The following is a 22,136-nucleotide window of genomic DNA, read 5'->3' on the forward strand; positions in this document are numbered from 1 at the left end:
GCCCGGCCCGGAACATCCGCGCGCGAGGCAATCCCGGACCGCGCCGGCCTTGCCATCCTGCGCCTGCTAGAGTCGCCTCGCTGCATGCGCGGACGGGCTCACACGGCGGCGTCCCAGGTCTCGCTGAGGGGCGTCGTCCCACGGATGAGCCGGGCGCGCAGCACGACATCGCCCCTCGGCATCGGGTCCGGCGGGCGCCACTCGACGTAGATCCGCCATCCGCCGGTCTGCGGCACGAAATTGGCCACCGGCTCGTGCATCGTGCCGGCGCTGGCCGAGACTTCCGCGGCGACGTCCTCGTCGGCGCCCTTCGGCAGGCCGGGACCCTCGAAATCGATCACGCAGAGCCGCCGCTGCGGGCTCGGCGGGTTGGTCGGGCGCAGGCGTTCCGCCGAGCCGAAGCGCGTGGAGGTGACCCTGGCGAGGGCGGTCTGGGGGATGGCCGCCACGGGCTCCGCTCCGACCGTGGTCAGGCCGTAGGCGAGCCGCAGCGGGGTGCCGGGCTGGGCCGGAGCCGCCGGCACGAAGGCCGCGACGATGTTGTCGGCGTATTCCTCGCCGGAGGGGATCTCGTAGAGCTGCACCGCGCCCTCCGCGAAGGCGCCGCCCGCGCGATCGGGCGCGACCCACAGGCCGGGCCGTGCCTCCTGGCGCGCCTCCACGTCGAGATAGGCCTCAAACCGTCGCTCGCGCTGCATCAGCCCGAAACCCGCCAGCGGCTTGGCCGCGAAGGCGGAGATCTGCGGCTGACTGCGACCGTTGACCAGAGGCCGCCAGAGGCGATCGACCCGCGCTGGATCGCTCCCGGCCGCGACGCACAGCCCGTCGGAATCGTGCACCTGCGGCCGGAAGTCGTCGAACGGCGTCGCGCCCCGGGCGCCGGGTCCGTTCTGGCCGTGCAGGAACATGCTGGTGAGCGGCGCCAGGCCGAACTTCGCGAGCGTCCGACGCGGATGGAGCGCCGCGGTGACGGCGATCCGGGCCGGGTCACCGGGTGTGATCTCGAACCGGTAGGCGCCGGCCACGCTCGGGCTGTCGAGGAGCGACATCACCGTCAGGCTGCGGGCCTCGGGCTCCGGCTCGCAGATCCAGTGGGCGATGAAGTCGGGGAATTCCTCGCCCTCCGGGGCACCCGTGCCGATCGCGAGCCCGCGGGCGGAGAGGCCGTATTCCTGGTTCGCCGCCCGCAGCCGGAAATAGGAGGCGCCGAGAAAGACAAGGAATTCCTCCTGGAAGCCCTTGGGGCGCCACGAGGGCGTGTCCGGGAATGCGTAGTGCAGGCGGAAGCCCGCGAAGCCGAGATCCGGCGCGAAGGTCTGCCCGGCGAGCGTCGGGCCGAGGTCGAACAGGCGGCTCTCGTAGGGGATCCGGTGCGCCGGCCCGCGCTGCGGCTGGAGGTGGAGGGCCACGCGCTTGCGCTGCAGGAAGCCGCGGTGGAAGAACTGCGCACTGAAGTTGTTGCCGAGGCGCAGGCTCTCGTCCGGCCGGAACCTGATGGCCCGGTAGCGGTCGTAATCCAGGCCTGCGAGCGCCGCCGGCAGGTCCTCGGGCGGCGCGGTGTAGGGGGCGGAGGCCAGGCGCGCCGCCTGATCCGACAGCGTTTCGAACGTCATCGGGCCGTCCTGCGGCGGAAGCGCCGACCCGGCCCACGTTCTGGACCCATTCAGATCGGCCGCGCTAGGTAGAACCGTGCCGGCAGCCGCGGTCAGGACTGTTCCAAGAACGCGGCGCCGGGAGGGGGGATTGATCCGTTCGGCTTCCGGCGGCCTACGCGGCCGGGTCGGCTCCGTGTCCTCACCCCGCACATCGGTATCCACGGTCATCGGTTCTCGGCTCCAGACGGCCGGGCGGCCGGCAGCCTTCCACGGTCGAGTTCCTCGCGCCATGTCCCCACGCGTCCCCTCCTCTGCCGAGCGACCGCATCGGAACGCAGGCCCGGTCACATCCGATCCGTCGACCGGGATCCCACAGCACGAGGTCTGGACGGGTACGCGACCGGCGCGCGCACTCTGGGCTCGCCGCCTCGCCTTGGCGATCCCGAGCCTCGTCGCGGCCGGCGGTCTCGCGTGGCTCGCCGCGCTCGCCTATCCGGCGGGTGTCAGCCCGCTCGCCTGGGCGGTGCTGGTGCTGTTCAGCCTCGTCATGGGCTGGCAGGCCTTCGTCGCCTGCCAATACGCCTACGGGCTCATCGCCGGCTTCCTGGGCGACCGGGCCAAGTCGGTGCTGGAGCGCCGCTCCGAGCAGGCCGAGGCCACGATCGCAGGCGCCGGACGCACCGCCGCCGTGGTGGCGATCCACGCCGAGGACGCGGTGGCGGTGTTCGCCCGCCTGCGGGTGATGGCGCGCTCGCTGGCCCGCGCCGACGCGCAAGACATCGACATCTTCGTTCTCTCCGACACGCGCGACGGCGCGATCGCCGCCGTCGAGGAGCACGAATTCGCCCGCATCCAGGCCTGGGCGGCCGCCGACCCGGCGCTGCCGCGGATCCGCTACCGGCGCCGGACCGAGAATGTCGGCCGCAAGGCCGGCAACATCGGCGAGTTCTGCCGCAGCTACGGCGCCGAGTACGCCTTCATGATCGTCCTCGACGCGGACAGCCTGATGACGGGCGCGGCGATGACCCGGCTCGTGCGGCTGATGCAGGAGAGCCCGCGCACCGGCCTGATCCAGACCGTCTCGTACGCGGCGGGCCGGGACACGCTCTTCGCCCGCATCCAGCAATTCGCCGTCCGCCTCTACGCGCCGCTGGCGCTGCGCTGCCTGGAGACCTGGCAGGGGCCGGAGGGCAGCTACTGGGGCCACAACGCGATCCTGCGGATCGAGGCCTTCGCGGCGAACGCGCAGCTTCCCAAACTCCCGGGTCGGGAGCCGCTCGGCGGCGAGATCCTGTGCCATGACATCGTCGAGGGCGCCCTGATGGTGCGCGCCGGCTGGGAGGTGCGGTTGCTGCCCGAGATGGGCGGGACCTGGGAGGAGATGCCCACGAACCTCGTCGACCTGCTCGGCCGCGAGCGTCGCTGGTGCCAGGGCAACCTCCAGCACCTGCGGGTGCTGCCCTGGACGGGACTGCGCGCTGCGAGCCGCTGGCACCTCCTCGTCGGCATTCTCTCCTACGGGGTGCTGCCGCTCTGGATCGCTTTCGTCGGGCTGGCCGCCTGGCAGGCTGCGCGGACCGGCGATCTCGGCCTGCTGGCCTACGGCCTGACCGGGCAGGGGGCGGCGGCCCATGCGCTGGCGATCCTCAGCATCGCCGTGCTGGCGCTGCCGAAGCTCCTGAGCCTCGGCCATGTCCTGGCGGCGCCGGAGCGTCGGGCGGCCTTCGGCGGCACCCGGGCGCTGCTCGCGAGCGCCGCCCTGGAGCAGGCCGTGTGGGTGATCCTGTGGCCGGTCCTGACCCTGTTCACCGCCAGCGCCGTGGTCTCGACCTTCCTGGGCCGGGTGGTGCGCTGGGAGACGCAGGATCGGGATGACCGGCAGGTCTCCTGGTCGGAGGCTTTCCGGCTCCAGGCCGATGCCGTGGTGGTCGGCGCGCTGATGATCTTCGCCCTGGTCCTCGTCGGGAGCCTTTGGCTCGCACTCTGGTTGGCGCCCGTGGCCCTGGCGCTGCTCACGAGCCCGGCCCAGAGCGTCTGGACGAGCCGGGCCGATCTCGGCCGCGCCGCCCGGGCGCGGGGCCTGTTCCTGACCGCCGACGACACCGCGCAGGCGCCGGAACTCGCCGAACTCGCCCAGCTGCGCGGCCTGCCCGCCGCGCCGGCCCCGCTCCGCTCGGCTCCGCGCGAGCCGGCCATCTGGCTCGCCGCCGACGAGGCCTGACGCGGCCGCGCACCGTCCGAGTCGCCGCAGGCAGGCCCGGAACCCGGAGCCGCGCTCGGAGCAGGGTACTGGCGCCGTGACGCATGTGGATCCCGGGTTCCGCTGCGCGGTCCCGGGATGATGCGGCGAGACGGCAGCGACGCCTCCTCACGGCAAGGCTTCCGACGCGCCTTCGAGCCGCCCGCTGGGACGGGTCGCGAACGCCCGGGCCCGCACCGTTCATCCCCGCTCTTACGGCCAAGCTGCCACAGTGTTGCCATCGAGTCACGGGCGGGCGGAACCGCCTGGATCGGGCGGTTTCAGGCTTGGATTTGAGGCGCGAGCGTTTACCCCTTGGCGAGGATCGGCACGGCATCGTGCCCCGGTATTCGCCGCGTTCCCGCCATAGTCCGCGCCTGCCCCGAGAGGCTTTGATGCGTCGTTTTCTCCCCGCCCTGATCGGGCTTTTCGGCGCGGCCGCGTGCGCCGCGCCGGCTCTGGCCTACGAGATCGACCCGCTGACCCGCCAGCCGCTGAACGACGCACTCACCGTGCGGGTGCGCCCGCAGGCGGTCGAGACCGTCGCGGTGCCGGTGGCCAACGCCTCGCTCAACCCCGCCGACCCGCTGAGCGCCGACGCCGCGGTGCCGCAGATGTCGGCGATCCCGCGGGAGACCGTGGCGTATAACGGCCCCTACGGCGCCGGCACGATCGTCGTGTCGACGGCCGAGCGGCGGCTCTACTACGTGCTGGGAGGCGGTCAGGCCCTCCGTTACGGCGTCGGCGTCGGCCGTCCGGGCTTCACCTGGGGCGGCGTGCAGACCATCACGATGAAGCGCGAGTGGCCGGATTGGCGCCCGCCAGCGACCATGCTGAAGCGCCGGCCCGACCTGCCGCGCTACATGAAGGGCGGTCTCGAGAACCCGCTCGGCGCCCGCGCCATGTATCTCGGCGGCTCGATCTACCGGATCCACGGCTCCAACGAGCCGGAGACGATCGGCACGGCCGTGTCGTCGGGCTGCATCCGCATGACCAACGAGGACGTGATGGACCTCTACACCCACGCCAAGGTGGGCACGAAGGTCATCGTCCAGCGCTGATTTGTTCGGGGCTTTTCGGGGGAGGGCCGGCCGTGAGGTCGGCCCTTCTGCGTTCAGGCCGCCGGCAGCGTCACCAGCGCGTCCGGGCGCTTCACTTCGATCTCGATGAAAGCGATCGGGTGGTCGGACCCGTTCATCACGTCGTGCCGGATGCCCGCGGGTCGCATGTAAGATTGCCCGGCCGCGAGCGCCGTCTCGCTGACCGCCGCACCGTCATGGACGCGCAAAATCCCGTCCACCAGCATCACCACGAAATACGGCCAGCCGTGCTCGTGCCATCCGGTCACGCCGCCGGGCGGGAAGTCCCAGCGCGTGATGCGCACGGTGGCGTCGTCCTGCTGGATCGTGGGCGTAGCGGGGATGGTGCAGGCGAAAGCCATGGGGTCTCCAGAGATGGCGAGCGATCGGATGAGGCACGCGTCTCACACGATGCAAGCCTCCGGCCTCCTCGGCGGAACAGCTCAACACCCCGTCATCGCGCGCAGCGAGGCGGCCCAGCAATCCGCGACGCCGATAGCCGTGGCGCCGCCCTGGATTGCTGCGCTCCGTTCGCGAAGACGTCGACGCTCAATGCCAGAATCCGCACCGAACAGAGCGGCTGCCCTCAGTGGCACCCGCAGGAACCCGACCCGCAGCCCCCGCCACTCCCGCCGCCTTTCACCGGCGCCTGCCGCGCCGTGTCACGGTCGAGGCCGCGCTCGGCGAGTTCGCTGAGATAGGTCTGCCAGCGGCTCTCGTACTCGCGGCCGAGCGTATGCAGGTAGCCCCAGCCGTAGATGCCGGTGTCGTGCATGTCGTCGAAGCCGAGCTTCACCGCGTAGTTGCCGACCGGCTCAACCGCCAGGATCGCCACGGACCGCTTTCCGCCGATCACCTTGCGCTCCAGCGGCGAGTGCCCCTGCACCTCGGCGGACGGGCTCGACACCCGCAGGTACTCGGCCGGCAGGGCGTAGCGCGCCCCGTCCTCGAAGGCGACGTTGAGACTCCGCCGGTCGGCCGACAGGCGGATCTCGGTCGGCCACAGATCCTCGGTCACGGGTCACACTCCTCACGCAATCTGGGGCTGCGGCGCGGGACCTGCTTGCCCGCGACCGTTTGGGGCATCATATGCCGGACAATGCTCGATGACAGCTCCCTGACGCCGCAGACGTCCGCGCTCGGCGCGCCCACCGGGCCCGCGCCGCTGATCGACCCGTTCCAGCGGGCGATCTCGTACCTGCGCATCTCGGTGACGGATCGCTGCGACCTGCGTTGCGCCTACTGCATGTCCGAGCACATGCAGTTCCTGCCCAAGCGCGACCTGCTGACCCTGGAGGAGCTGGACCGCCTCTGTGGCGTGTTCATCGCGCGCGGCGTGCGCAAGCTCCGGATCACCGGCGGCGAGCCGCTGGTGCGCCGGGACATCATGCACCTGTTCCGCCGGCTCTCGCGCCACCTCGATTCGGGAGCGCTGCAGGAGTTGACGCTCACCACCAACGGCACGCAGCTCACGCGCTACGCCGACGAGCTGGCGAGCCTCGGCGTGCGCCGGATCAACGTCTCGCTCGACACCCTCGACCCGGACAAGTTCCACGAGATCACCCGCCGCGGCGACCTCAAGGTGGTGCTCGACGGCATCGCGGCGGCGCGGGCTGCCGGGATGAAGGTGAAGATCAACGCGGTGGCGCTCCGCGACGTCAACGCCGACGAGATCCCCGACATGATCGCCTGGGCCCACGGCCTCGGCATGGACATGACGCTGATCGAGGTCATGCCGCTGGGCGAGATCGAGGCCGACCGGACCGACCAGTTCCTGCCGCTGTCGGTGGCGCGGCAGCGCCTGGAGACCCGCTATACCCTCACGCCGCTGCCCGACCGCACCGGCGGCCCGGCACGCTACGTGCGGGTCGAGGAGACCGGCGGGAAACTCGGCTTCATCACGCCGCTGACCCACAATTTCTGCGAGAGCTGCAACCGCGTGCGCCTGACCTGCACGGGCCAGCTCTACATGTGCCTGGGCCAGGAGGATTCGGCGGACCTGCGCGCGGTTCTGCGCGCCTCCCGGGATGACGCGGTGCTGGCCCAGGCGGTCGTCGAGGCGATCACTCGCAAGCCTAAGGGCCACGACTTCGTCATCGAGCGCCAGCGCCCGGCCGCCGTGCCGCGGCATATGAGCGTGACGGGGGGGTAAAAGCCTCAGCCGTCTTTGCGAGCGCAGCGAAGCAATCCAGGGCGGCGGGCGTTGCCAGAAGGTGGCGTGTCCCCGGGTTGCTTCGCTGCGCTCACAAGGACGGAGGCACTCACACCTCTTCGTCGGCGTAACGCGATTGTTGCCGCCCGCGCTGCCCGGAGCCCTTCCGCGGCGCGCCCGCGCTGATCCCCGCCACCAGATCGGCGATGTGGCGCAGCGTCTCCACCGACAGGGCCTTCTCACCCTCGCCGCGACCCTGCGGGATCAGCGCCTTGGCGAAGCCGAGCTTCTGGGCTTCCTTCAGCCGCGATCCGGCCTGTGCGACTGGCCGAATCGCGCCGGAGAGCCCGATCTCGCCGAAATACACCGTCTCGGGCGGCAGCACCGCGCCCGACAACGATGAAACGAGGGCGGCCGCCACCGCCAGATCCGCCGCGGGCTCGGTGATGCGCAGGCCTCCGGCGACATTCAGATAGACGTCGTGGCTGCCGAGCCGGATGCCGCCATGGGCCTCCAGCACGGCCAGCACCATCGACAGCCGGTTCGGATCCCAGCCGACCACGGCGCGGCGCGGCATGCCGAGGGAGGAGGGGGCGACGAGCGCCTGGATCTCGACCAGCAGGGGCCGCGTGCCCTCCATCCCGGCGAAGACCGCCGTGCCCGCCGCCTGATGGTCGCGGCCCGCCAGGAACAAAGCGGAGGGATTTGGCACCTCGCTGAGGCCCGCATCGGTCATCTCGAACACGCCGATCTCGTCGGTGGGCCCGAAGCGGTTCTTCACCGCGCGCAGGATGCGGAAATGGTGGCCCTGGTCGCCCTCGAAGGAGGCGACCGCGTCGACCATGTGCTCCACCACCCGGGGGCCGGCGATCTGGCCGTCCTTGGTGACGTGGCCGACCAGGATGACCGCCGTGCCGGTGGTCTTGGCGAAGCGGATCAGCGCCTGGGCCGAGGAGCGGACCTGCGTGACCGTGCCGGGGGCGGATTCCACCGTCTCAGTCCACATGGTCTGGATCGAGTCGATGATCGCGAGCGCGGGCGGCCGACCCTGGCTCAGGGTCTCGACGATATCCTCGACATTGGTCTCAGCCGCGAGCTGCACCGGCAGCGCGCTGAGCCCCAGCCGCTCGGCCCGCAGCCGCACCTGCCCGACCGCCTCCTCGCCCGAGATGTAGGCGACCCGCTCGCCCGTCCCGGCCATGGCCGCCGAGGCCTGCATCAGCAGGGTCGACTTGCCGATCCCCGGATCGCCGCCGAGCAGAATCACGGAGCCGCGCACGAAGCCGCCGCCGGTCACCCGGTCGAGCTCGCCGATTCCCGAGGGAATGCGCGGTGCCTCCTTCGCCTCGCCGGTCAGGCCTTCCAGCGGGAACACGCGGCCGCGGCTGCGCGACGGCCGAGTCGCGGCCGGCCCGGACTGGCCGGGAGCCGAGGGCGCCTCCTCGACGATCGTGTTCCAGCCGTTGCAGGCCTCGCAGCGCCCGCGCCAGCGGTTGTAGACCGCCCCGCAGGATTGGCAGACGAAGGTCTGGTGGATCTTGGCCATGGCTCGGTCGGGTCCAGGCGTCGCGTGCCTTCGGGACTGGCTGTCATTCCGGGGCCGCGGAGCGGAGCCCGGCATCCAGAGCCGCCGACGCGCCAAGGCCCGGCTGCGGTTCTGGATGCCGGGTTCGCCTGCGGCGCCCCGCAGTGACTGAATGTCTTTTCGGTGCGACGGGTGAATCAGCAAGACTCTACATAGGTTCGAACATAACGAGAACCCAGGCCGGTAAGAATCTCGTAGCCGATTGTCCCGGCGGCGCGGCCGACCGCGTCGATGTCGAGAACGTCGCCGATCAGCACGGCCGTGGCGCCGCGCTCGGCCGCGGGGGCCGCGGTGACGTCGAGGATGATCAGGTCCATCGAGACGAGGCCGAGGATCGGGCACGGGACGCCGCCGACCAGCGCCTGTCCGCGTCCGCTGATCGCCCGGGGGAAGCCGTCGGCGTAGCCGAGCGAGAGCGTCGCCAGCCGGCTGGGCGAGGCGGCGGCCCAGCGGCCGTTATAGCCCGCGGTGGCGCCGGTCTCGACATCGCGCACCTGCGCGATCATCGCCTCCAGCCGCACCACCGGGCGCATCGGGTTCGCGGTTCCGGGGGTCGGGTTGCCGCCGAACAGGGCGTAGCCCGGCCGGAGGAGGTCGTGCTGCGCGCCCTCGAGGAAGATACCGGAGGAGTTCGCTAGCGAGGCGGGCACAGCCGGATAGGCCGCGCGCACCCGGGCGAAGTCGGCGATCTGCCGGGCATTGACCGGATCTTGCGGCTTCTCGGCGCTGACGAAGTGGCTGAGGATCAGATCGATGCCCGACGCCGCGAGCCGCGGGTCGCCCGCGAGATCCAGCGCCTCCGGCACCGACAGGCCCAGCCTATTCATGCCGGTGTCGACATGGAGCGCCGCGGGCGCGCGGCCGGCCGAGAACGCCGCCCAGTCCGAGAGTTCCTCGATGCTGCCGAGCACGGGACGCAGTCCATGCTCGGCGAAAGCCGCGGCGGCGCCCGGGGCCAGGCCGTTCAGGACGTAGATCGCGGCGTCCGGCAGGGCTGCGCGGGCCGCGACGCCCTCGGACAGGTGGGCGACGAAGAAGGTCCGGCAGCCGGCCGCCCAGAGAGCCGGCCCGACCCGGGTGATGCCGCAGCCATAGGCATCAGCCTTCACCACGGCGGCGCAGGCGACACCGCCGCCGCGCGCGGCGAGGGTTCGCCAGTTCGCCGCGATCGCACCGAGGTCGATCGTCAGCCGGGCCCCGTGGGCACCGATGTCGGTTGCGGATTGCGTCACCGTACTGCTCCCAATCCCCGATCCTTGAGGAATGGGGATGCACGACGCGGACCTGCAAGGCGAGATGCGGTCGGCATCCGGTCTCCGCGAAGCGAAGCTGCGCCTCTGCACGGGATCGCCTTGCCGGTCACCGCCGTCTCACTCCGTCATCCCGGGGCCGCGCAGCGGAGCCCGGGATCCGGACACGCCGACAGATCGGGTCCTGGCGACTACATGGTTCTGGATTGCCCGCCTCCGGCGTGCCCCTTCGCATCCGGGCTCGCCTGCGGCGCCTCGAAAAGACGGCGCGGGTCGACCGGCGCGAGATCGCGACGTGCCGAACGGGTCGGTGACCGGCATGCGGTAAGGGGAACTCAGACCGGCCCGGCGCGGCATCGTTACAGAGCCCATCTGATGCATGGACGGCACAGCCCCGGACCGAGGCGCGGGCCCCGGGTGACGGCCGAGGTCCGGCTTGGTATAAATCCACTGCGGTCCGGGGGAGCCGCACGGCCGACGCGCTATCCCCGCGGGTACCAAAAAGCTCAACGATGCCGTTTACCGTCCTGGATCTCGTCGTGCTCGGCATCGTCGCGGTCTCCGCGCTGCTCGCGGCCGTGCGTGGCGTCACCCGCGAGGTGCTGGCGATCGTCGCCTGGGTGGCTGCCGCCGCGGTCGCCTGGACGCTGTACCCGATGCTTCTTCCGACCGTGAAGCAGCACGTGAACAGTGACACCGTCGCGCTGGTCGCCTCGATCGCGGCGATCTTCCTCGGCACGCTGATCATCGTGTCGATCATCACGGTGAAGATCTCGGACGTCGTGCTCGATTCGCGCATCGGCGCGGTCGATCGCTCGCTGGGCTTCCTGTTCGGGGCCGCCCGCGGCTTCCTGATCTGCGTGATCGGCTGGGTGTTCCTGTCCTGGCTGGTCCAGGGCAAGGTGCCCGATTGGGCCGCGCAGGCGCGCTCGCGCCCGATGCTGGAGAAGTCCGGCGACGCCCTGGTGGCGCAGCTGCCCGAGAATCCGGAAGGCTTCCTCAAGCAGTTCAAGAAGCCGAAGACCGGCGCGCCGCCCAACGAGGCTGCCGACGCGCCGGCCGAGACCGATCCGGCGCCCCAGCGCCGCACCGAGACCGCGCCGACCCCGACGCGACGCTGATCTGCGGTATTCGCCGTAGGTTGGCGCGCGCGGAACCCCTAGATAGCGGTTCCGGTGTTGATCGGATTGTATCCGCGACGACCGGCGCGCCGGCCCGTCGCCGCCGGGTCCTGTGAGTGATCGACCGCCTCATGTCACACGCCGCCAATCCCAGCGCCGATTTCGACCTCGACGGCGACACGCTCCGCGAGGAATGCGGCGTCTTCGGTATCTTCGGACATCCGGAGGCCTCTGCCATCGTGGCCCTCGGGCTGCACGCCCTCCAGCACCGCGGCCAGGAGGCGGCTGGCATCGTCTCCTTCGACGGCTCCGTGTTCCACTCCGAGCGGCGGCCCGGCCTCGTGGGCGATTCCTTCTCGGACGGCGAGACCATCGCCCGCCTCAAGGGCCGCGCCGCCATCGGGCACGTGCGCTACTCGACCACCGGCGGGACGATCCTGCGCAACGTCCAGCCGCTCTTCGCCGAACTCGCCAGCGGCGGTCTCGCGGTCGCCCATAACGGCAACCTGACCAATGCCCTCTCGATCCGCCGCGACCTCGTGCGCGACGGCGCGATCACCCAGTCGACCTCCGACACCGAGGTGATCCTGCACCTCGCGGCCCGCTCGCGGAAGCCGCGGATCATCGAGCGCTTCATCGACGCCCTCCAGGCGATCCAGGGCGCCTACGCGATCGTGGCACTGACCAACAAGAAGCTGATCGGCGCCCGCGACCCGCTGGGCATCCGTCCGCTGGTGCTGGGCGAGCTCGATGGCCGCTACATGCTGGCCTCCGAGACCTGCGCCCTCGACATCATCGGCGCCCGCTTCGTGCGCGACATCGAGAACGGCGAGATCGTGGTGATCTCCGAGGAGGGGATCGAGTCGATCCGCTTCGCCGACGCCGTGCCGATGCGGCCCTGCATCTTCGAGTACATCTACTTCGCCCGGCCGGACTCGGTGGTGAACGGCAAGAGCGTCTACGCGGTGCGCAAGGCGATCGGCCGGGAGCTGGCCCGCGAGGCCTCCGTGGCGGCCGACATCGTCGTACCGGTGCCGGATTCCGGTGTGCCGGCGGCACTCGGCTTCTCGCAGGAGACCGGGATCCCGTTCGAGATGGGGATCATCCGCAACCACTATGTCGGCCGGACCTTCATCCAGCCGACCCAGTCGGTGCGCGAGCTCGGCGTGCGGATGAAGCATTCGGCCAACCGCGCGGCGATCGAGGGCAAGAGCATCGTCCTCGTGGACGACAGCCTCGTGCGCGGCACGACCTCGGTGAAGATCGTCCGGATGATGCGCGAGGCCGGCGCCGCGGAGGTGCATTTCCGGATCGCCTCGCCGCCGATCACCTACCCGGATTTCTACGGGATCGACACGCCCGAGCGGGAGAAGCTGCTCGCCGCGACCCACGATCTCGAGGGCATGCGCAAGTATATCGGCGCGGATTCGCTCGCCTTTCTGTCGATCCCCGGCCTCTACCGGGCGATGGGCGAGGAGGCGCGGGACGCGGCCTGCCCGCAATACACCGACCATTGCTTCACGGGCGAGTACCCGACCGGCCTGACGGATCTCTCCATCGCCGGGCCGAAGCGCTTCGCCATGCTGGCCGAGGCGGACTGACAGGATCTGGGGGTTCCGCGCGAACGGATCTCCAACGGAGATCCCCTGCGCGCGGAAATGCGCTAGGTCCTGCGCATGGCTGAGTCTCAGAGACCCCTCGAAGGCCGCGTCGCGGTCGTCACCGGCGCATCCCGCGGCATCGGGCGCGCCGCCGCCCTGGCGCTCGCCGGCGCCGGCGCCCACGTGATCGCGGTGGCGCGCACGGTCGGCGCCCTGGAGGAGCTGGACGACGCGATCCGCGCCGCCGGCTCCAGCGCCACGCTCGTGCCCTTCGACCTCGCCGATTACGACGCCATCGACCGGCTCGGCGCGGCGATCAACGCGCGCTGGAAGCGGCTCGACATCCTCGTCGGCAATGCCGGCATCCTCGGCGCGCTCATGCCGATCGGCCACATCACCCCGAAGATCTGGGGGCAGGTGATGGACGTGAACGTCACCGCCAATTGGCGCCTGATCCGGTCGCTGGATCCGCTGCTGCGCATGTCGGATGCCGGCCGGGCGATCTTCGTCTCCTCCGGGGCGTCGTCGAAGTGCCGGCCCTATTGGGGGCCGTACTCGGTCTCGAAGGCCGCGCTCGAGGCGCTGGTGCGCACCTACGCGGCCGAGAGCGAGACCACGGCGATCAAGGCGATGCTGCTCAACCCGGGTCCCCTGCGCACCGGGATGCGCCGCTCGGCGATGCCGGGCGAGGATCCCGAGACGCTGCGGACGCCCGAGGACCTCGCACCGCATTTCGTGCGGCTCGCCGCCCCGGACTGGACCGAGACCGGCAAGCTCTACGACTTTCCGACCGACCGGGTGCTGAGTTTCCGCGCACCCGAATGACGGGATCGGCGGTTGCTTGATTGGGTCGTCCCACCCGCCACCTCAGGATGAGAGATGGGACGGGACAAACCGGCTTCCTTTCACTGAGTTGCCTTCAATGATCGACGTCCGCTGCATCTGTGCGATCGGCCTGCGCGGCCAGCTCGGCCTCAACGGTCACTTGCCCTGGGAGGGGAACACCGACCCGCTGTTCGTCGAGGACGTGACGCGCTTCTTCGCGCTCACCATGGGCCACGTGCTGATCGCCGGGCCGAAGACCGTGGCCTCGGTGCCCGAATTCGCCTTCAAGGACCGCACCATCGACGTGATCCGCAGCCACGAGGATCCCGAAGAGGTGCTCAAGCGCTACCCGGGCCGGCGGATCTTTGTGGGCGGCGGCATCGCCGTGTGGAACGTCTACGCCAAGTACATCCAGAACTGGGACATCACGCGCCTGCCCTATGACGGCGAGGCCGACCGCTGGTTCGATCCCGCGTGGCTCGTCGGTGGCCCGCTGCGGGCAGCCTGAGGCGCGGGTTCCACGAACCGCGCCGCCCCGGCCGCCGGGGGAAGCAGCGCCATCAGCGCCTGCAACGGGGCGCTGGCCTCCCCCGACCAGACGAGATGGGTCCGATTGAGGCGCAGATGCGCCGGCAGCGGATGGCGCTCGACCGCATGCCCCACCACCGCCTGATCGAGCACCTCGGTCGGGATGATCGCGACCCCGGTGCCGGCGGCCACGCAGGCCACGATGGCGTGATACGAGCTCATCTCCAGGATCCGCGCGGGCGCAGCGCCCTGTTCGGCAAGCCACTCGATCAGGCGCTGGCGGTAGGAGCAGCCGTGCGGGAACGCCACGACGGTCTGCCCGCCCAGCGCGGCGGAGCGGCCGCCACGCGGGGCCGTCCGTCCGGTGATCAGCACCAGATCTTCGTCGAAGGCCGGCACCGACGACAGCTTCCCGCGCTCGAACGGTTCGGACACGAAGGCCGCCTCGACCTCGAAACGCTCCAGCTGCTGGAGCAGCGCACGGGTCGTGCCGGTTCTCAGCTCGATGGTCACGTCGGGGTAGCGCGCGTGGAAGGCCGACAGGATCGGCGGCAGCCGGGCGCCGGCGGCACTCTCCAGGGAGCCCAGCCGCAGCAGCCCGCCCACGACGCCGCTGCGCAGCTCCTGCTCGGCGAGGTCCGCCAGGTCCAGAAGCTTCTCGGCATGGCCCAGGAGCGTCCGTCCGGCCTCGGTCAGGACGAGGTTCCGGCCCTGGCGGCGGAACAGGGCGACCCCGAGGCGCTCCTCGAACTGCTTGATCCGGGTGGTGACGTTCGACGGCACGCGGTGGAGCAGGTTCGCAGCCCGCGTCACGCCGCCCTCCCGCACCACGCAGCGGAAGATGTGCAGGTCGTCCAGGTCCATCGTTCTCATCGAGAGAACGATACGTCAGAAGAATTCACTTTTTCAACGGGGTCGCGCCGTGCTCAATCCGTCCGATGAGCACCCGCGATCTCTCCTCCCGTCCCGTCGACCCGGTGGCCCTTGCCGTCGTCGGCAGCGGCCTCGTCGCCCTGGCGGTCGCCATGGGGATCGGCCGCTTCGCGTTCACGCCGCTCATGCCGCTGATGATGCGCGACGGCACGCTCAGCGCCGACGCGGGCGCCGAATGGGCCGCGGCGAACTATGTCGGCTATCTGGTCGGTGCCCTGACGGCCGCGCGCTTTGCCGGCAACCCGCGCCGCGGATTGCTGCTGAGCCTGCTCGGCGTGGCGCTGGCGACGCTGGCGACGGCGGCAGCCGACAGGGCCGCGGCGCACGTGACGGGCGCCGGTCTGCGCGCGGCGACCGGCGTGTTCAGCGCCTGGGCCCTGGTCTGTGCGAGCAGCTGGTGCTTGGCCGAACTGGCCCGGCGCCGGGCCCCGCAGCTCGGCGCGTGGATCTACGCGGGGGTCGGCCTCGGGATCGCGCTGGCCGGCACGTTGGCTTGGCTCGGCGGCCGTCAGCCGGCGGATTGGCTCTGGCTCGAACTCGGCTTGCTCGCCGCGGCGGGCGCGCTCCTCGCCTGGTCGCTGCCACGGGGCCCGGATGCGGCCTCGGACAAGCAGGTGGCGCGCGAGGCCGCGGCGACGGCCCATGGCGGCCGGAGCGGGCAGCTCGGCCTGGTGCTGTGCTACGGCACGTTTGGGTTCGGCTACATCGTGCCGGCCACCTTCCTCCCCGCCATGGCGCGGGCGCTGGCGCCGGATCCCCTCGTGTTCGGCCTCGCCTGGCCCCTGTTCGGCTTGGCGGCGGCCGTCTCGGTCGCGGCCGTGGCGCTGTGGCTGCCCCACGTGCCACGCCGGCGGCTCTGGGCGGCGGCCCAGGGCATCATGGCGCTCGGGACGGCCTTGCCCCTGGTCGTCCAGGCCCTCTGGGCGGTCGCGGTGTCGGCGATCTGCGTGGGCGGCACCTTCATGATCGCCACCATGGCCGGCCTGCAATTGGCGCGTGAGGCGCGGCCTGACAATCCGACGCCCCTGCTCGCCCGGATGACCACTGCCTTCGCGGCCGGACAGATCGTCGGCCCGCTGCTCGTGCGCGGCATCGGTCCCGGCCGCTGGGCCGGCTGGGACGCGCTGAGCTGGGCCGGCGCGCTCGCGACGCTCCTGTTGCTCCTCACGGCCCTGTGGCTGTGGCGCGGCGCGCGACCGGACCCCACGAGCGTCCGGCCAGCCTGATTCGACCTGATCCCGGGACGTTCGGGCCCGCGCGCCGGATCGGTTCGGTCCTGTGCGGTCGAAACTGCGTCTGCGGCGTCTATCTTGGAGTGATGATCGCCCGGAGACCACGATGAGCGCCCACAGCTACCGCTTCGGCATCGAGGAGGAGTATTTCCTCGCCGATGCCGAGACCCGCGGGACGCCGCGGGGCGACCTTGCCGCCTTCCATGCGCGGGTGAAGGCGGAACTGCCCGAGACCGGGCGCGAGCTGGTGGCCGCGCAGGTCGAGGTCTGCACGCCCCCGCTCACCGACGCGCAGGCCGCCCGGGAGAATCTCGGCGGCCAGCGGGCGCAGCTCGCCGGCATCGCGGCGGAGAACGGGCTCAACCTGTTGGCCTGCGGGACCCATCCTCTGGCGCGCTGGGCCCGCCAGACCGCCACCGACGGGGCTCGGTACAAAGGGATCCTGTCGGATGTCGGCATCGCGGCCCGGCGGGCGCTGATCTGCGGGATGCACGTCCACGTCGAGGTGCCGGATCCGGACGCGCGCATCGACCTGATGAACCGGCTGCTGCCGTTCCAGCCGCTCCTGCTCGCCTTGTCGGCGTCGTCGCCGTTCTGGCAGGGCGAGGCGACGGGGCTGATGGCCTACCGGCTCAGCGTGTTCGGCGAGCTGCCGCGCACCGGATTGCCGGAGATCTTCTCCGATGCGGCCGCCCACGCGCGGTTCGTCGACATCATGACCCGGTCGGGCGCCATCGCCGACGCGAGCTTCCTGTGGTGGTCGCTGCGACCGTCGATCAAGTTTCCGACGCTGGAGCTGCGCATCGCCGATGCCTGCACGCGCCTGGACGATTCCCTCTGCCTCGCCGCCCTGTTCCGCTGCCTCGTGCGCCTGTGCGTGCGCCGGCCGGACCTCCATGCCGGTCTCGACGGCGTCTCGCGGGCCCTGGCCTCGGAGAACCTGTGGCGCGCCCAGCACAGCGGCGTGCGGGCGACGCTGATCGACGAGGCGCGCGGCGAGGCCGTCCCCTTCGCGGAGGCGCTGGAGGCGGTGCTGGCGCTGGTGGAGGAGGATGCGGACGCGCTCGGCTGCGCCGCCGATGTGGCCCGCGCCCGGGTGATCGTCGCCGAGGGGACCAGCGCGGACGGGCAGATCAGGGCCTTCGAGGCGGCGCTCGCCGAGGGGAGAGACGAGCGCGCCGCCCTCGCGGCGGCCGTGGATTGGATTGCCGAGGCGGTCCGCTGAGGGCTGCGCACGGCTGCCGCAACCGCTTCGTCATCACGAGCGGAGCGAAGTGACCCAGGGTAGCGCGACATCGGGCATCGTCGCGCTACCTGGATTGCTTCGCTTCGCTCGCAAGGACGGCGAGCAGAGGCGGGGTCACCCCTTGTCGAACGGGTTCTGCGAGGTCCGCAAGCTCAGCCGGATCGGCGTGCCCGGCAGGTCGAACGCCTCGCGCAGGCCGTTCACGAGGTAGCGCGTGTAGGATTTCGGCAGGGCGTTGAGCTGGTTGCCGAACAGCGCGAAATGCGGCGGCCGACTCTTCACCTGCGTGGCGTAGCGGATCTTGATCCGCCGGCCCGAGACCGCCGGAGGCGGGTTGCGGGAGGTCGCCTCGTTCAGCCAGTCGTTGATGCGCGAGGTCGAGATGCGCCGGTCCCAGACCTCCGAGGCCTGCACCACCGCCTGCATCAGCTTGTCGACGCCGTCGCCGGCGAGGCCCGAGAGCGGCACCACGGCGACGCCGCGCACCTGCGGCAGCAGCCGGGTGCAATCCTCGCGCAGCTGCTTGAGCAGGCCCGGCTGGTCGGCGACCAGGTCCCACTTGTTCAGGCCGATCACCAGGGCGCGGCCCTCGCTCTCGACGAGGTCGACGATGGTGAGATCCTGCTTCTCGAACGGGATCGTGGCGTCGAGGAGCACCACCACCACCTCGGCGAAGCGGACAGCGCGCAACCCGTCCGAGACCGCCAGCTTCTCCAGCTTGTCGTCGATCCGGGCGCGGCGGCGCATCCCGGCCGTGTCGTGCAGCTTGATGCGGCGCCCGCGCCATTCCCAATCGAGGGAGATCGAATCGCGGGTGATGCCGGCCTCGGGGCCGACGAGCAGGCGGTCCTCGCCGAGCATGCGGTTGATCAGCGTCGATTTGCCGGCATTCGGGCGGCCGACGATCGCGACCTTCAGGGATCGGCTGCCGGGGGCGTCCGCGTCCTCCTCCTCATCGTCGTCGCGCTGGGGCAGGGCGCCCTTGAGCGCCTCGTGCAGCTCGCCCAGGCCCTCGCCGTGCTCGGCCGAGAACGGGATCGGGTCGCCGAGCCCGAGGGTGAAGGCCTCGTAGGCGCCGGCGAGCCCCGCGCCGCCCTCGGCCTTGTTGGCGATCAGGATCACCGGGCAGCCGGCGCGGCGCACCAGCTCGGCGAAGGGCTGGTCGGCCGGCAGCACGCCGGCGCGGGCATCGATCACGAACAGCACCACGTCGGCGGCGAGGATCGCCGCCTCGGTCTGCATCCGCATCCGGCCGGTGAGGGTCGCGGCGTCGGCCTCCTCGAGGCCGGCGGTGTCGATCACCCGGAAGTGGAGGCCGCCGAACGCGACGTCGCCCTCGCGCCGGTCGCGGGTGACGCCCGGGCGATCGTCGACCAGCGCGAGCTTCTTGCCCACGAGACGGTTGAACAGGGTCGACTTGCCGACGTTCGGCCTCCCGACGATGGCGACGGTCGGCATATCCATGGTGGTTCTCGAACAGTCAGAAGTGAAATCAGCGCGTGATCGGCGGGGGCGGCGCGGCGGCCTCGGGCTTGGCCTCGGTGACCGTGACGGGGCCGCCCGCGACGATCGCCGCGTAGACCTCGATGCGCTCGCGCAGGTTCCGCGGGGTGTCGGGATCGGCCACGATCTGGTCGAACCAGCGGCCGGCCTCCTCATAGTCGCCCTTCTTCAGGGCGGCGAGGCCGAGCATCTCGCGGGCGGTGTGGCGGAACGGCGTGCCGGCGGCCAGCCCCTGAAGGTTGGCGAGCGCCGGGTCCGGGTTCGGCCCGTCGAGGCGCAGCAACGCGGCGCGCAGGCGCGCGAGATCGCGCAGGCCATCGCCGAGGCCGGTATCGTCCGCGAGCTTGTCGAACTCCGCGGCCCCCGCCGCGGCGTCGCGCTTGCCGGTCTCGGCAGCCGACCGGAACCGGGCGAGCAGGCGGTAGCCTGCCGGGCCCTGCGCCTCCAGGGCGTCGAACACCTTGTCGGCCTCCGCGACCTTGCCGTCCTTGGCGAGGCGGTTGGCATCGTCGAACTGCACCGAGGCGGTCTCTGCGGCCGCGCGCTGCTGGTTCTGCCAGTAGCGCCAGCCCGCGACGCCCGCCACCACGAGCACGGCGAGCGCGATGATCACGCCGCTGTAGCGCTTCCAGATCTGGAGGATCCGGTCGCGGCGGTAATCCTCGTCGACCTCGCGAAGGAACTCGTTGTTCTCGGCCATCATATCCCGGCCCGCCTGTATCGGCGCGCCACCTCGTACCTCGATCGGGCCCCGCGCCTAACACACGGGCGCCGGGTTGGCGACAGCGGTGTCTCTCGGCCGTGGCTCAGGCCGTTCCCGGCCAGACCGGCACGCCGATCACCGGATAGTGCAGGTAGCGGGCGAAGACGAACCACGCGGCCGTGCCGATCACCAATGCCAGGATGTCGTTGCGCCAGCCATGGGGCGCAACGGCCGGGCCGGCGTGCTGGGCGACGACGGCGCCTGGGGCGAGCGCCCGGCGCTTGGCGCTGATCCGCGCCGAGACCGCCCAGGCCAGGAAGCCGCCGAACAGCAGGATCGAGCCGAGATCGCCGTTGGCCAGGAGATGCGCGGTCGCCCAGATCTTCACGGCGAGCAGCATCGGGTGCTTGGCCTTGGCGCGGATATGACCCGGCAGGTAGGCGGCCGCGAGGCAGACGAAGGCCAGCCAGACCAGGGTCAGGGCGAGGTGGCGCGTCCAGACCGGCGGGTCCCAGACCGGGATGTAGCCGTTCAGCCGGTAATCGTGGAAGCCGACCCCGATCAGCACCAGCCCCAGCAGCGACAGGGCGGTGTAGCCTAGCTTGTAGCGGCCCTCGCCGATCCGGCCGACGATCGCGGCGCGCCGGGAGCGCGCCATCGAGAAGGCATGCGTGCCGAGGAACAGCACGAGCCCGAGGATCAGGAGGACCATGGGAGACTCTTGGACGGGCCAGTGGAGTGCAAGCACTCTGTAATGGTTCTCAAGCGAATCTCGCCCTGTTTGTCCAGGCGTGGCCGGGACGCAGCCGGGTGGCGGCCATGGGCGTGGCGGATCGGATCTTCGCGGGATCGTGTCGCGGTGCCGCGCGTCTGTGCATAGTCGAGCGCACGGCTCAGCGGCCTTTCCGTCGCTCCTCTGCGGGGGGATGGAGCGCATCGCACCGCGCTCGCGCAACGCTGCTGCTGGTCCTTGCCGTAGCCTCCCTCCCGGCCCGGGCCGCCTCCGAGCCTCCGCTCTCGGCCCTGACCCTCGTCGGCCCGCCCGCGATCGTCTTCAAGGCGGGCCGCGACGCCTGCGACGGGGTCGACGTGCCGGATGCGCCGACGCGCGCCTTCCGCGATGCGTCGGGCGCGGTGGCGGTCTTCGGCCTGCATTACCGCAACCGGGCGCTGCGGGGCCCAAATCTCGGCCAGCTCAAGCTCGACTGCACGGTGGTGTTGAATTCCGGCGAGAAATCCGATCCGGCCCTCTACGACGACCGGTCCTGGATCACCGCCACCTGGACCGAGGACGGCAGCCACGTGGCCGCGCTGCTCCACCACGAGTACCAGGCCAACGAGCATCCCGGCCGCTGCCCGGCCGGGACCTACATGGCCTGCTGGTACAACACGATCACGGCGGCCGCCTCGGCGGATGGGGGGCGCAGCTTCAAGCGGAAGGCTCCGCCGGTCGTCGTGGCCGGCGCCCCGTTCCGGCAGGAGGTCGACCAGGGCCGGCATCGGGGCTTCTTCAACCCGTCCAACATCGTTGCGGACGGGCGCTGGCGCTACTTCCTCGCCTCGACCACGGGCTGGACCCGCCCCGGCAGCGATCAGGAGGCGGGGGTCTGCCTGTTCCGCAGCGACGACCCGGCCGACCCGGCCCGCTGGCGCGCCTGGACCGGCACCGGCTTCGGCGCAGCCTTTCCGGACCCGTATCTGGCCACCCGCCCGAACCCGGCCACCTGCCGGCCGGTCGGACCGTTCCCGGGGCCGGTGGGCGCCGTGGTCCGCCACCGGGGCTCGGGCGCCTGGATCGCCGTGTTCATGGCCAAGGCCGGCGAGGGGTTTCCGCGCTCCGGCTTCTACTGGACGTCCTCGCGCGACCTGATCACCTGGGACAGCCCGCGCCTGCTCGTGGAGGGCGCCACCCTCTACGACGACCCCTGCACGGCGACGGCCCCGCTCATCGCCTATCCGTCACTCCTCGATCCGGACGCCAAAGGGCGCAACTTCGACGATGTCGGCGATACGGCGCTCCTGACCTACGCGAGCCTGCGCATCGAGGGCTGCACCATCACCTCCGACCGGGACCTGATCCGCCGCCCGGTGGCGATCCGTGTCTGGCCCTGATCCACCTTGACCGAGACCAGCCCACCGCATCAGGTCGGGCGCATCCTCTCCGACCAGGCCGCGGCCGCCAACGTCGCGGACGCGACGATCGCAGACGCCGATCGCACGCGGCTCTACTGATCGATCGGGCCCGGCGACAGCCAGGACGGCGCACCGGCCTCGGCCGTGCCCATAGGCAGGCCGATCCGCTGGCAGAGCACGGTTCCGAGAGTCACGCTCAGCATCAGCGCGGTGGCCGAGAGCAGGAATGTGGTCGCCCGGGCGTAGGGGCGTCCGACATGAATCAGCACGCAGCCGAAGGAGAAGATCGCGAGGGCCTGGAGCAGATGCTGCACGGAAAGGCTCCTTTCTGGCCGCGGATGCGCGGTCCGGGTCGGTGGTCAGCCTCCGCCCTCGGCGTGAAAACGCGGTTAAGGTCGGGTATAGGGATCG

Annotated in this window: 20 protein-coding genes; 10 read left to right on the top strand and 10 right to left on the bottom strand. The window is 71.2% G+C overall.

Translation table 11 applies throughout. The annotated features are described in order from the left end of the window. Nucleotides 1–98 precede the first annotated feature (98 nt). The gene (locus AC3WSN_RS26450; protein ID WP_492542039.1) at nt 99–1,613 is read right to left on the bottom strand and encodes an OpgD/OpgG family glucan biosynthesis protein; all 1,515 of its coding nucleotides are present in this window, start codon (nt 1,611–1,613) and stop codon (nt 99–101) included. Between the two features lie 271 nt (nt 1,614–1,884). Here AC3WSN_RS26450 and mdoH point away from each other — a divergent pair, with 271 nt between their 5' ends. Both mdoH and AC3WSN_RS26460 read left to right on the top strand, forming a co-directional pair. Next, the gene (gene mdoH, locus AC3WSN_RS26455; RefSeq protein WP_492542041.1) at nt 1,885–3,816 is read left to right on the top strand and encodes a glucans biosynthesis glucosyltransferase MdoH; all 1,932 of its coding nucleotides are present in this window, start codon (nt 1,885–1,887) and stop codon (nt 3,814–3,816) included. Nucleotides 3,817–4,229: 413 nt separating this feature from the next. Beyond that, nucleotides 4,230–4,895 carry a L,D-transpeptidase gene (locus AC3WSN_RS26460; protein ID WP_492542043.1) on the top strand — a complete coding sequence of 222 codons (666 nt, stop codon included), beginning with the start codon at nt 4,230–4,232 and terminating at the stop codon, nt 4,893–4,895. A 53-nt stretch (nt 4,896–4,948) separates the two neighbouring features. Here AC3WSN_RS26460 and AC3WSN_RS26465 read toward each other — a convergent pair whose 3' ends face one another. Further along, a complete protein-coding gene (locus AC3WSN_RS26465; RefSeq protein ID WP_192706187.1) occupies nt 4,949–5,275 on the bottom strand; it encodes a cupin domain-containing protein in 327 nt (108 codons plus the stop codon). Nucleotides 5,276–5,499: 224 nt separating this feature from the next. Then, nucleotides 5,500–5,931, bottom strand: a complete 432-nt coding sequence (locus AC3WSN_RS26470) for a gamma-butyrobetaine hydroxylase family protein (RefSeq protein ID WP_192706188.1) — start codon at nt 5,929–5,931, stop codon at nt 5,500–5,502. Nucleotides 5,932–6,012: 81 nt separating this feature from the next. On the opposite strand from AC3WSN_RS26470, the gene moaA reads away from it, so the two are divergent. Continuing rightward, nucleotides 6,013–7,065 carry a GTP 3',8-cyclase MoaA gene (gene moaA, locus AC3WSN_RS26475; RefSeq protein WP_492542045.1) on the top strand — a complete coding sequence of 351 codons (1,053 nt, stop codon included), beginning with the start codon at nt 6,013–6,015 and terminating at the stop codon, nt 7,063–7,065. A gap of 109 nt (nt 7,066–7,174) precedes the next feature. Here moaA and radA read toward each other — a convergent pair whose 3' ends face one another. Both radA and alr read right to left on the bottom strand, forming a co-directional pair. Further along, a complete protein-coding gene (radA, locus tag AC3WSN_RS26480) occupies nt 7,175–8,611 on the bottom strand; it encodes a DNA repair protein RadA (RefSeq protein ID WP_238194646.1) in 1,437 nt (478 codons plus the stop codon). A 176-nt stretch (nt 8,612–8,787) separates the two neighbouring features. Continuing rightward, nucleotides 8,788–9,882 carry an alanine racemase gene (gene alr / locus AC3WSN_RS26485; protein WP_492542047.1) on the bottom strand — a complete coding sequence of 365 codons (1,095 nt, stop codon included), beginning with the start codon at nt 9,880–9,882 and terminating at the stop codon, nt 8,788–8,790. A gap of 530 nt (nt 9,883–10,412) precedes the next feature. Here alr and AC3WSN_RS26490 point away from each other — a divergent pair. The 4 genes from AC3WSN_RS26490 to AC3WSN_RS26505 all read left to right on the top strand — a co-directional run bounded on the left by AC3WSN_RS26490 (nt 10,413) and on the right by AC3WSN_RS26505 (nt 13,955). Continuing rightward, the gene (locus AC3WSN_RS26490) at nt 10,413–11,021 is read left to right on the top strand and encodes a CvpA family protein (RefSeq protein WP_192706192.1); all 609 of its coding nucleotides are present in this window, start codon (nt 10,413–10,415) and stop codon (nt 11,019–11,021) included. Nucleotides 11,022–11,152: 131 nt separating this feature from the next. Continuing rightward, nucleotides 11,153–12,622, top strand: coding sequence for an amidophosphoribosyltransferase (purF, locus tag AC3WSN_RS26495; RefSeq protein ID WP_192706193.1), 1,470 nt, complete (start codon nt 11,153–11,155; stop codon nt 12,620–12,622). A gap of 75 nt (nt 12,623–12,697) precedes the next feature. Beyond that, nucleotides 12,698–13,447: an SDR family NAD(P)-dependent oxidoreductase gene (locus AC3WSN_RS26500; RefSeq protein WP_192706194.1), complete on the top strand. Its 750-nt coding sequence runs from the start codon at nt 12,698–12,700 to the stop codon at nt 13,445–13,447. Nucleotides 13,448–13,544: 97 nt separating this feature from the next. Next, nucleotides 13,545–13,955: a dihydrofolate reductase gene (locus AC3WSN_RS26505; RefSeq protein ID WP_043759157.1), complete on the top strand. Its 411-nt coding sequence runs from the start codon at nt 13,545–13,547 to the stop codon at nt 13,953–13,955. On the opposite strand, the gene AC3WSN_RS26510 is transcribed toward AC3WSN_RS26505, so the two are convergent. Continuing rightward, a complete protein-coding gene (locus AC3WSN_RS26510; protein ID WP_492542051.1) occupies nt 13,886–14,839 on the bottom strand; it encodes a LysR family transcriptional regulator in 954 nt (317 codons plus the stop codon). The genes AC3WSN_RS26505 and AC3WSN_RS26510 overlap by 70 nt on opposite strands. A 74-nt stretch (nt 14,840–14,913) precedes the next feature. Between AC3WSN_RS26510 and AC3WSN_RS26515 the strand changes: the two genes are divergently transcribed. Both AC3WSN_RS26515 and AC3WSN_RS26520 read left to right on the top strand, forming a co-directional pair. Then, complete coding sequence (locus AC3WSN_RS26515; RefSeq protein ID WP_492542052.1) at nt 14,914–16,134, top strand: YbfB/YjiJ family MFS transporter; 1,221 nt, start codon at nt 14,914–14,916, stop codon at nt 16,132–16,134. 112 nt (nt 16,135–16,246) lie between these two features. After that, the gene (locus AC3WSN_RS26520) at nt 16,247–17,365 is read left to right on the top strand and encodes a carboxylate-amine ligase (RefSeq protein WP_492542054.1); all 1,119 of its coding nucleotides are present in this window, start codon (nt 16,247–16,249) and stop codon (nt 17,363–17,365) included. A gap of 135 nt (nt 17,366–17,500) precedes the next feature. Here AC3WSN_RS26520 and der read toward each other — a convergent pair whose 3' ends face one another. The 3 genes from der to AC3WSN_RS26535 form a co-directional block, all read right to left on the bottom strand. Continuing rightward, the gene (gene der / locus AC3WSN_RS26525) at nt 17,501–18,850 is read right to left on the bottom strand and encodes a ribosome biogenesis GTPase Der (protein WP_492542056.1); all 1,350 of its coding nucleotides are present in this window, start codon (nt 18,848–18,850) and stop codon (nt 17,501–17,503) included. A 28-nt stretch (nt 18,851–18,878) separates the two neighbouring features. After that, nucleotides 18,879–19,589 (bottom strand): tetratricopeptide repeat protein, encoded by a 711-nt coding sequence (locus tag AC3WSN_RS26530; RefSeq protein ID WP_192706199.1) that lies wholly within the window; start codon nt 19,587–19,589, stop codon nt 18,879–18,881. A gap of 106 nt (nt 19,590–19,695) precedes the next feature. Further along, a complete protein-coding gene (locus tag AC3WSN_RS26535) occupies nt 19,696–20,304 on the bottom strand; it encodes an NnrU family protein (RefSeq protein ID WP_492542058.1) in 609 nt (202 codons plus the stop codon). A 107-nt stretch (nt 20,305–20,411) separates the two neighbouring features. Between AC3WSN_RS26535 and AC3WSN_RS26540 the strand changes: the two genes are divergently transcribed. Further along, nucleotides 20,412–21,704: a hypothetical protein gene (locus AC3WSN_RS26540; RefSeq protein ID WP_492542060.1), complete on the top strand. Its 1,293-nt coding sequence runs from the start codon at nt 20,412–20,414 to the stop codon at nt 21,702–21,704. Between the two features lie 113 nt (nt 21,705–21,817). Here AC3WSN_RS26540 and AC3WSN_RS26545 read toward each other — a convergent pair whose 3' ends face one another. Further along, on the bottom strand, nt 21,818–22,039 hold the full coding sequence (locus AC3WSN_RS26545; RefSeq protein WP_192706201.1) for a hypothetical protein: 222 nt from the start codon (nt 22,037–22,039) through the stop codon (nt 21,818–21,820). Between the last annotated feature and the right edge of the window lie 97 nt (nt 22,040–22,136).

This window comes from Methylobacterium sp. FW102-HT35C08, from assembly GCF_058790235.1.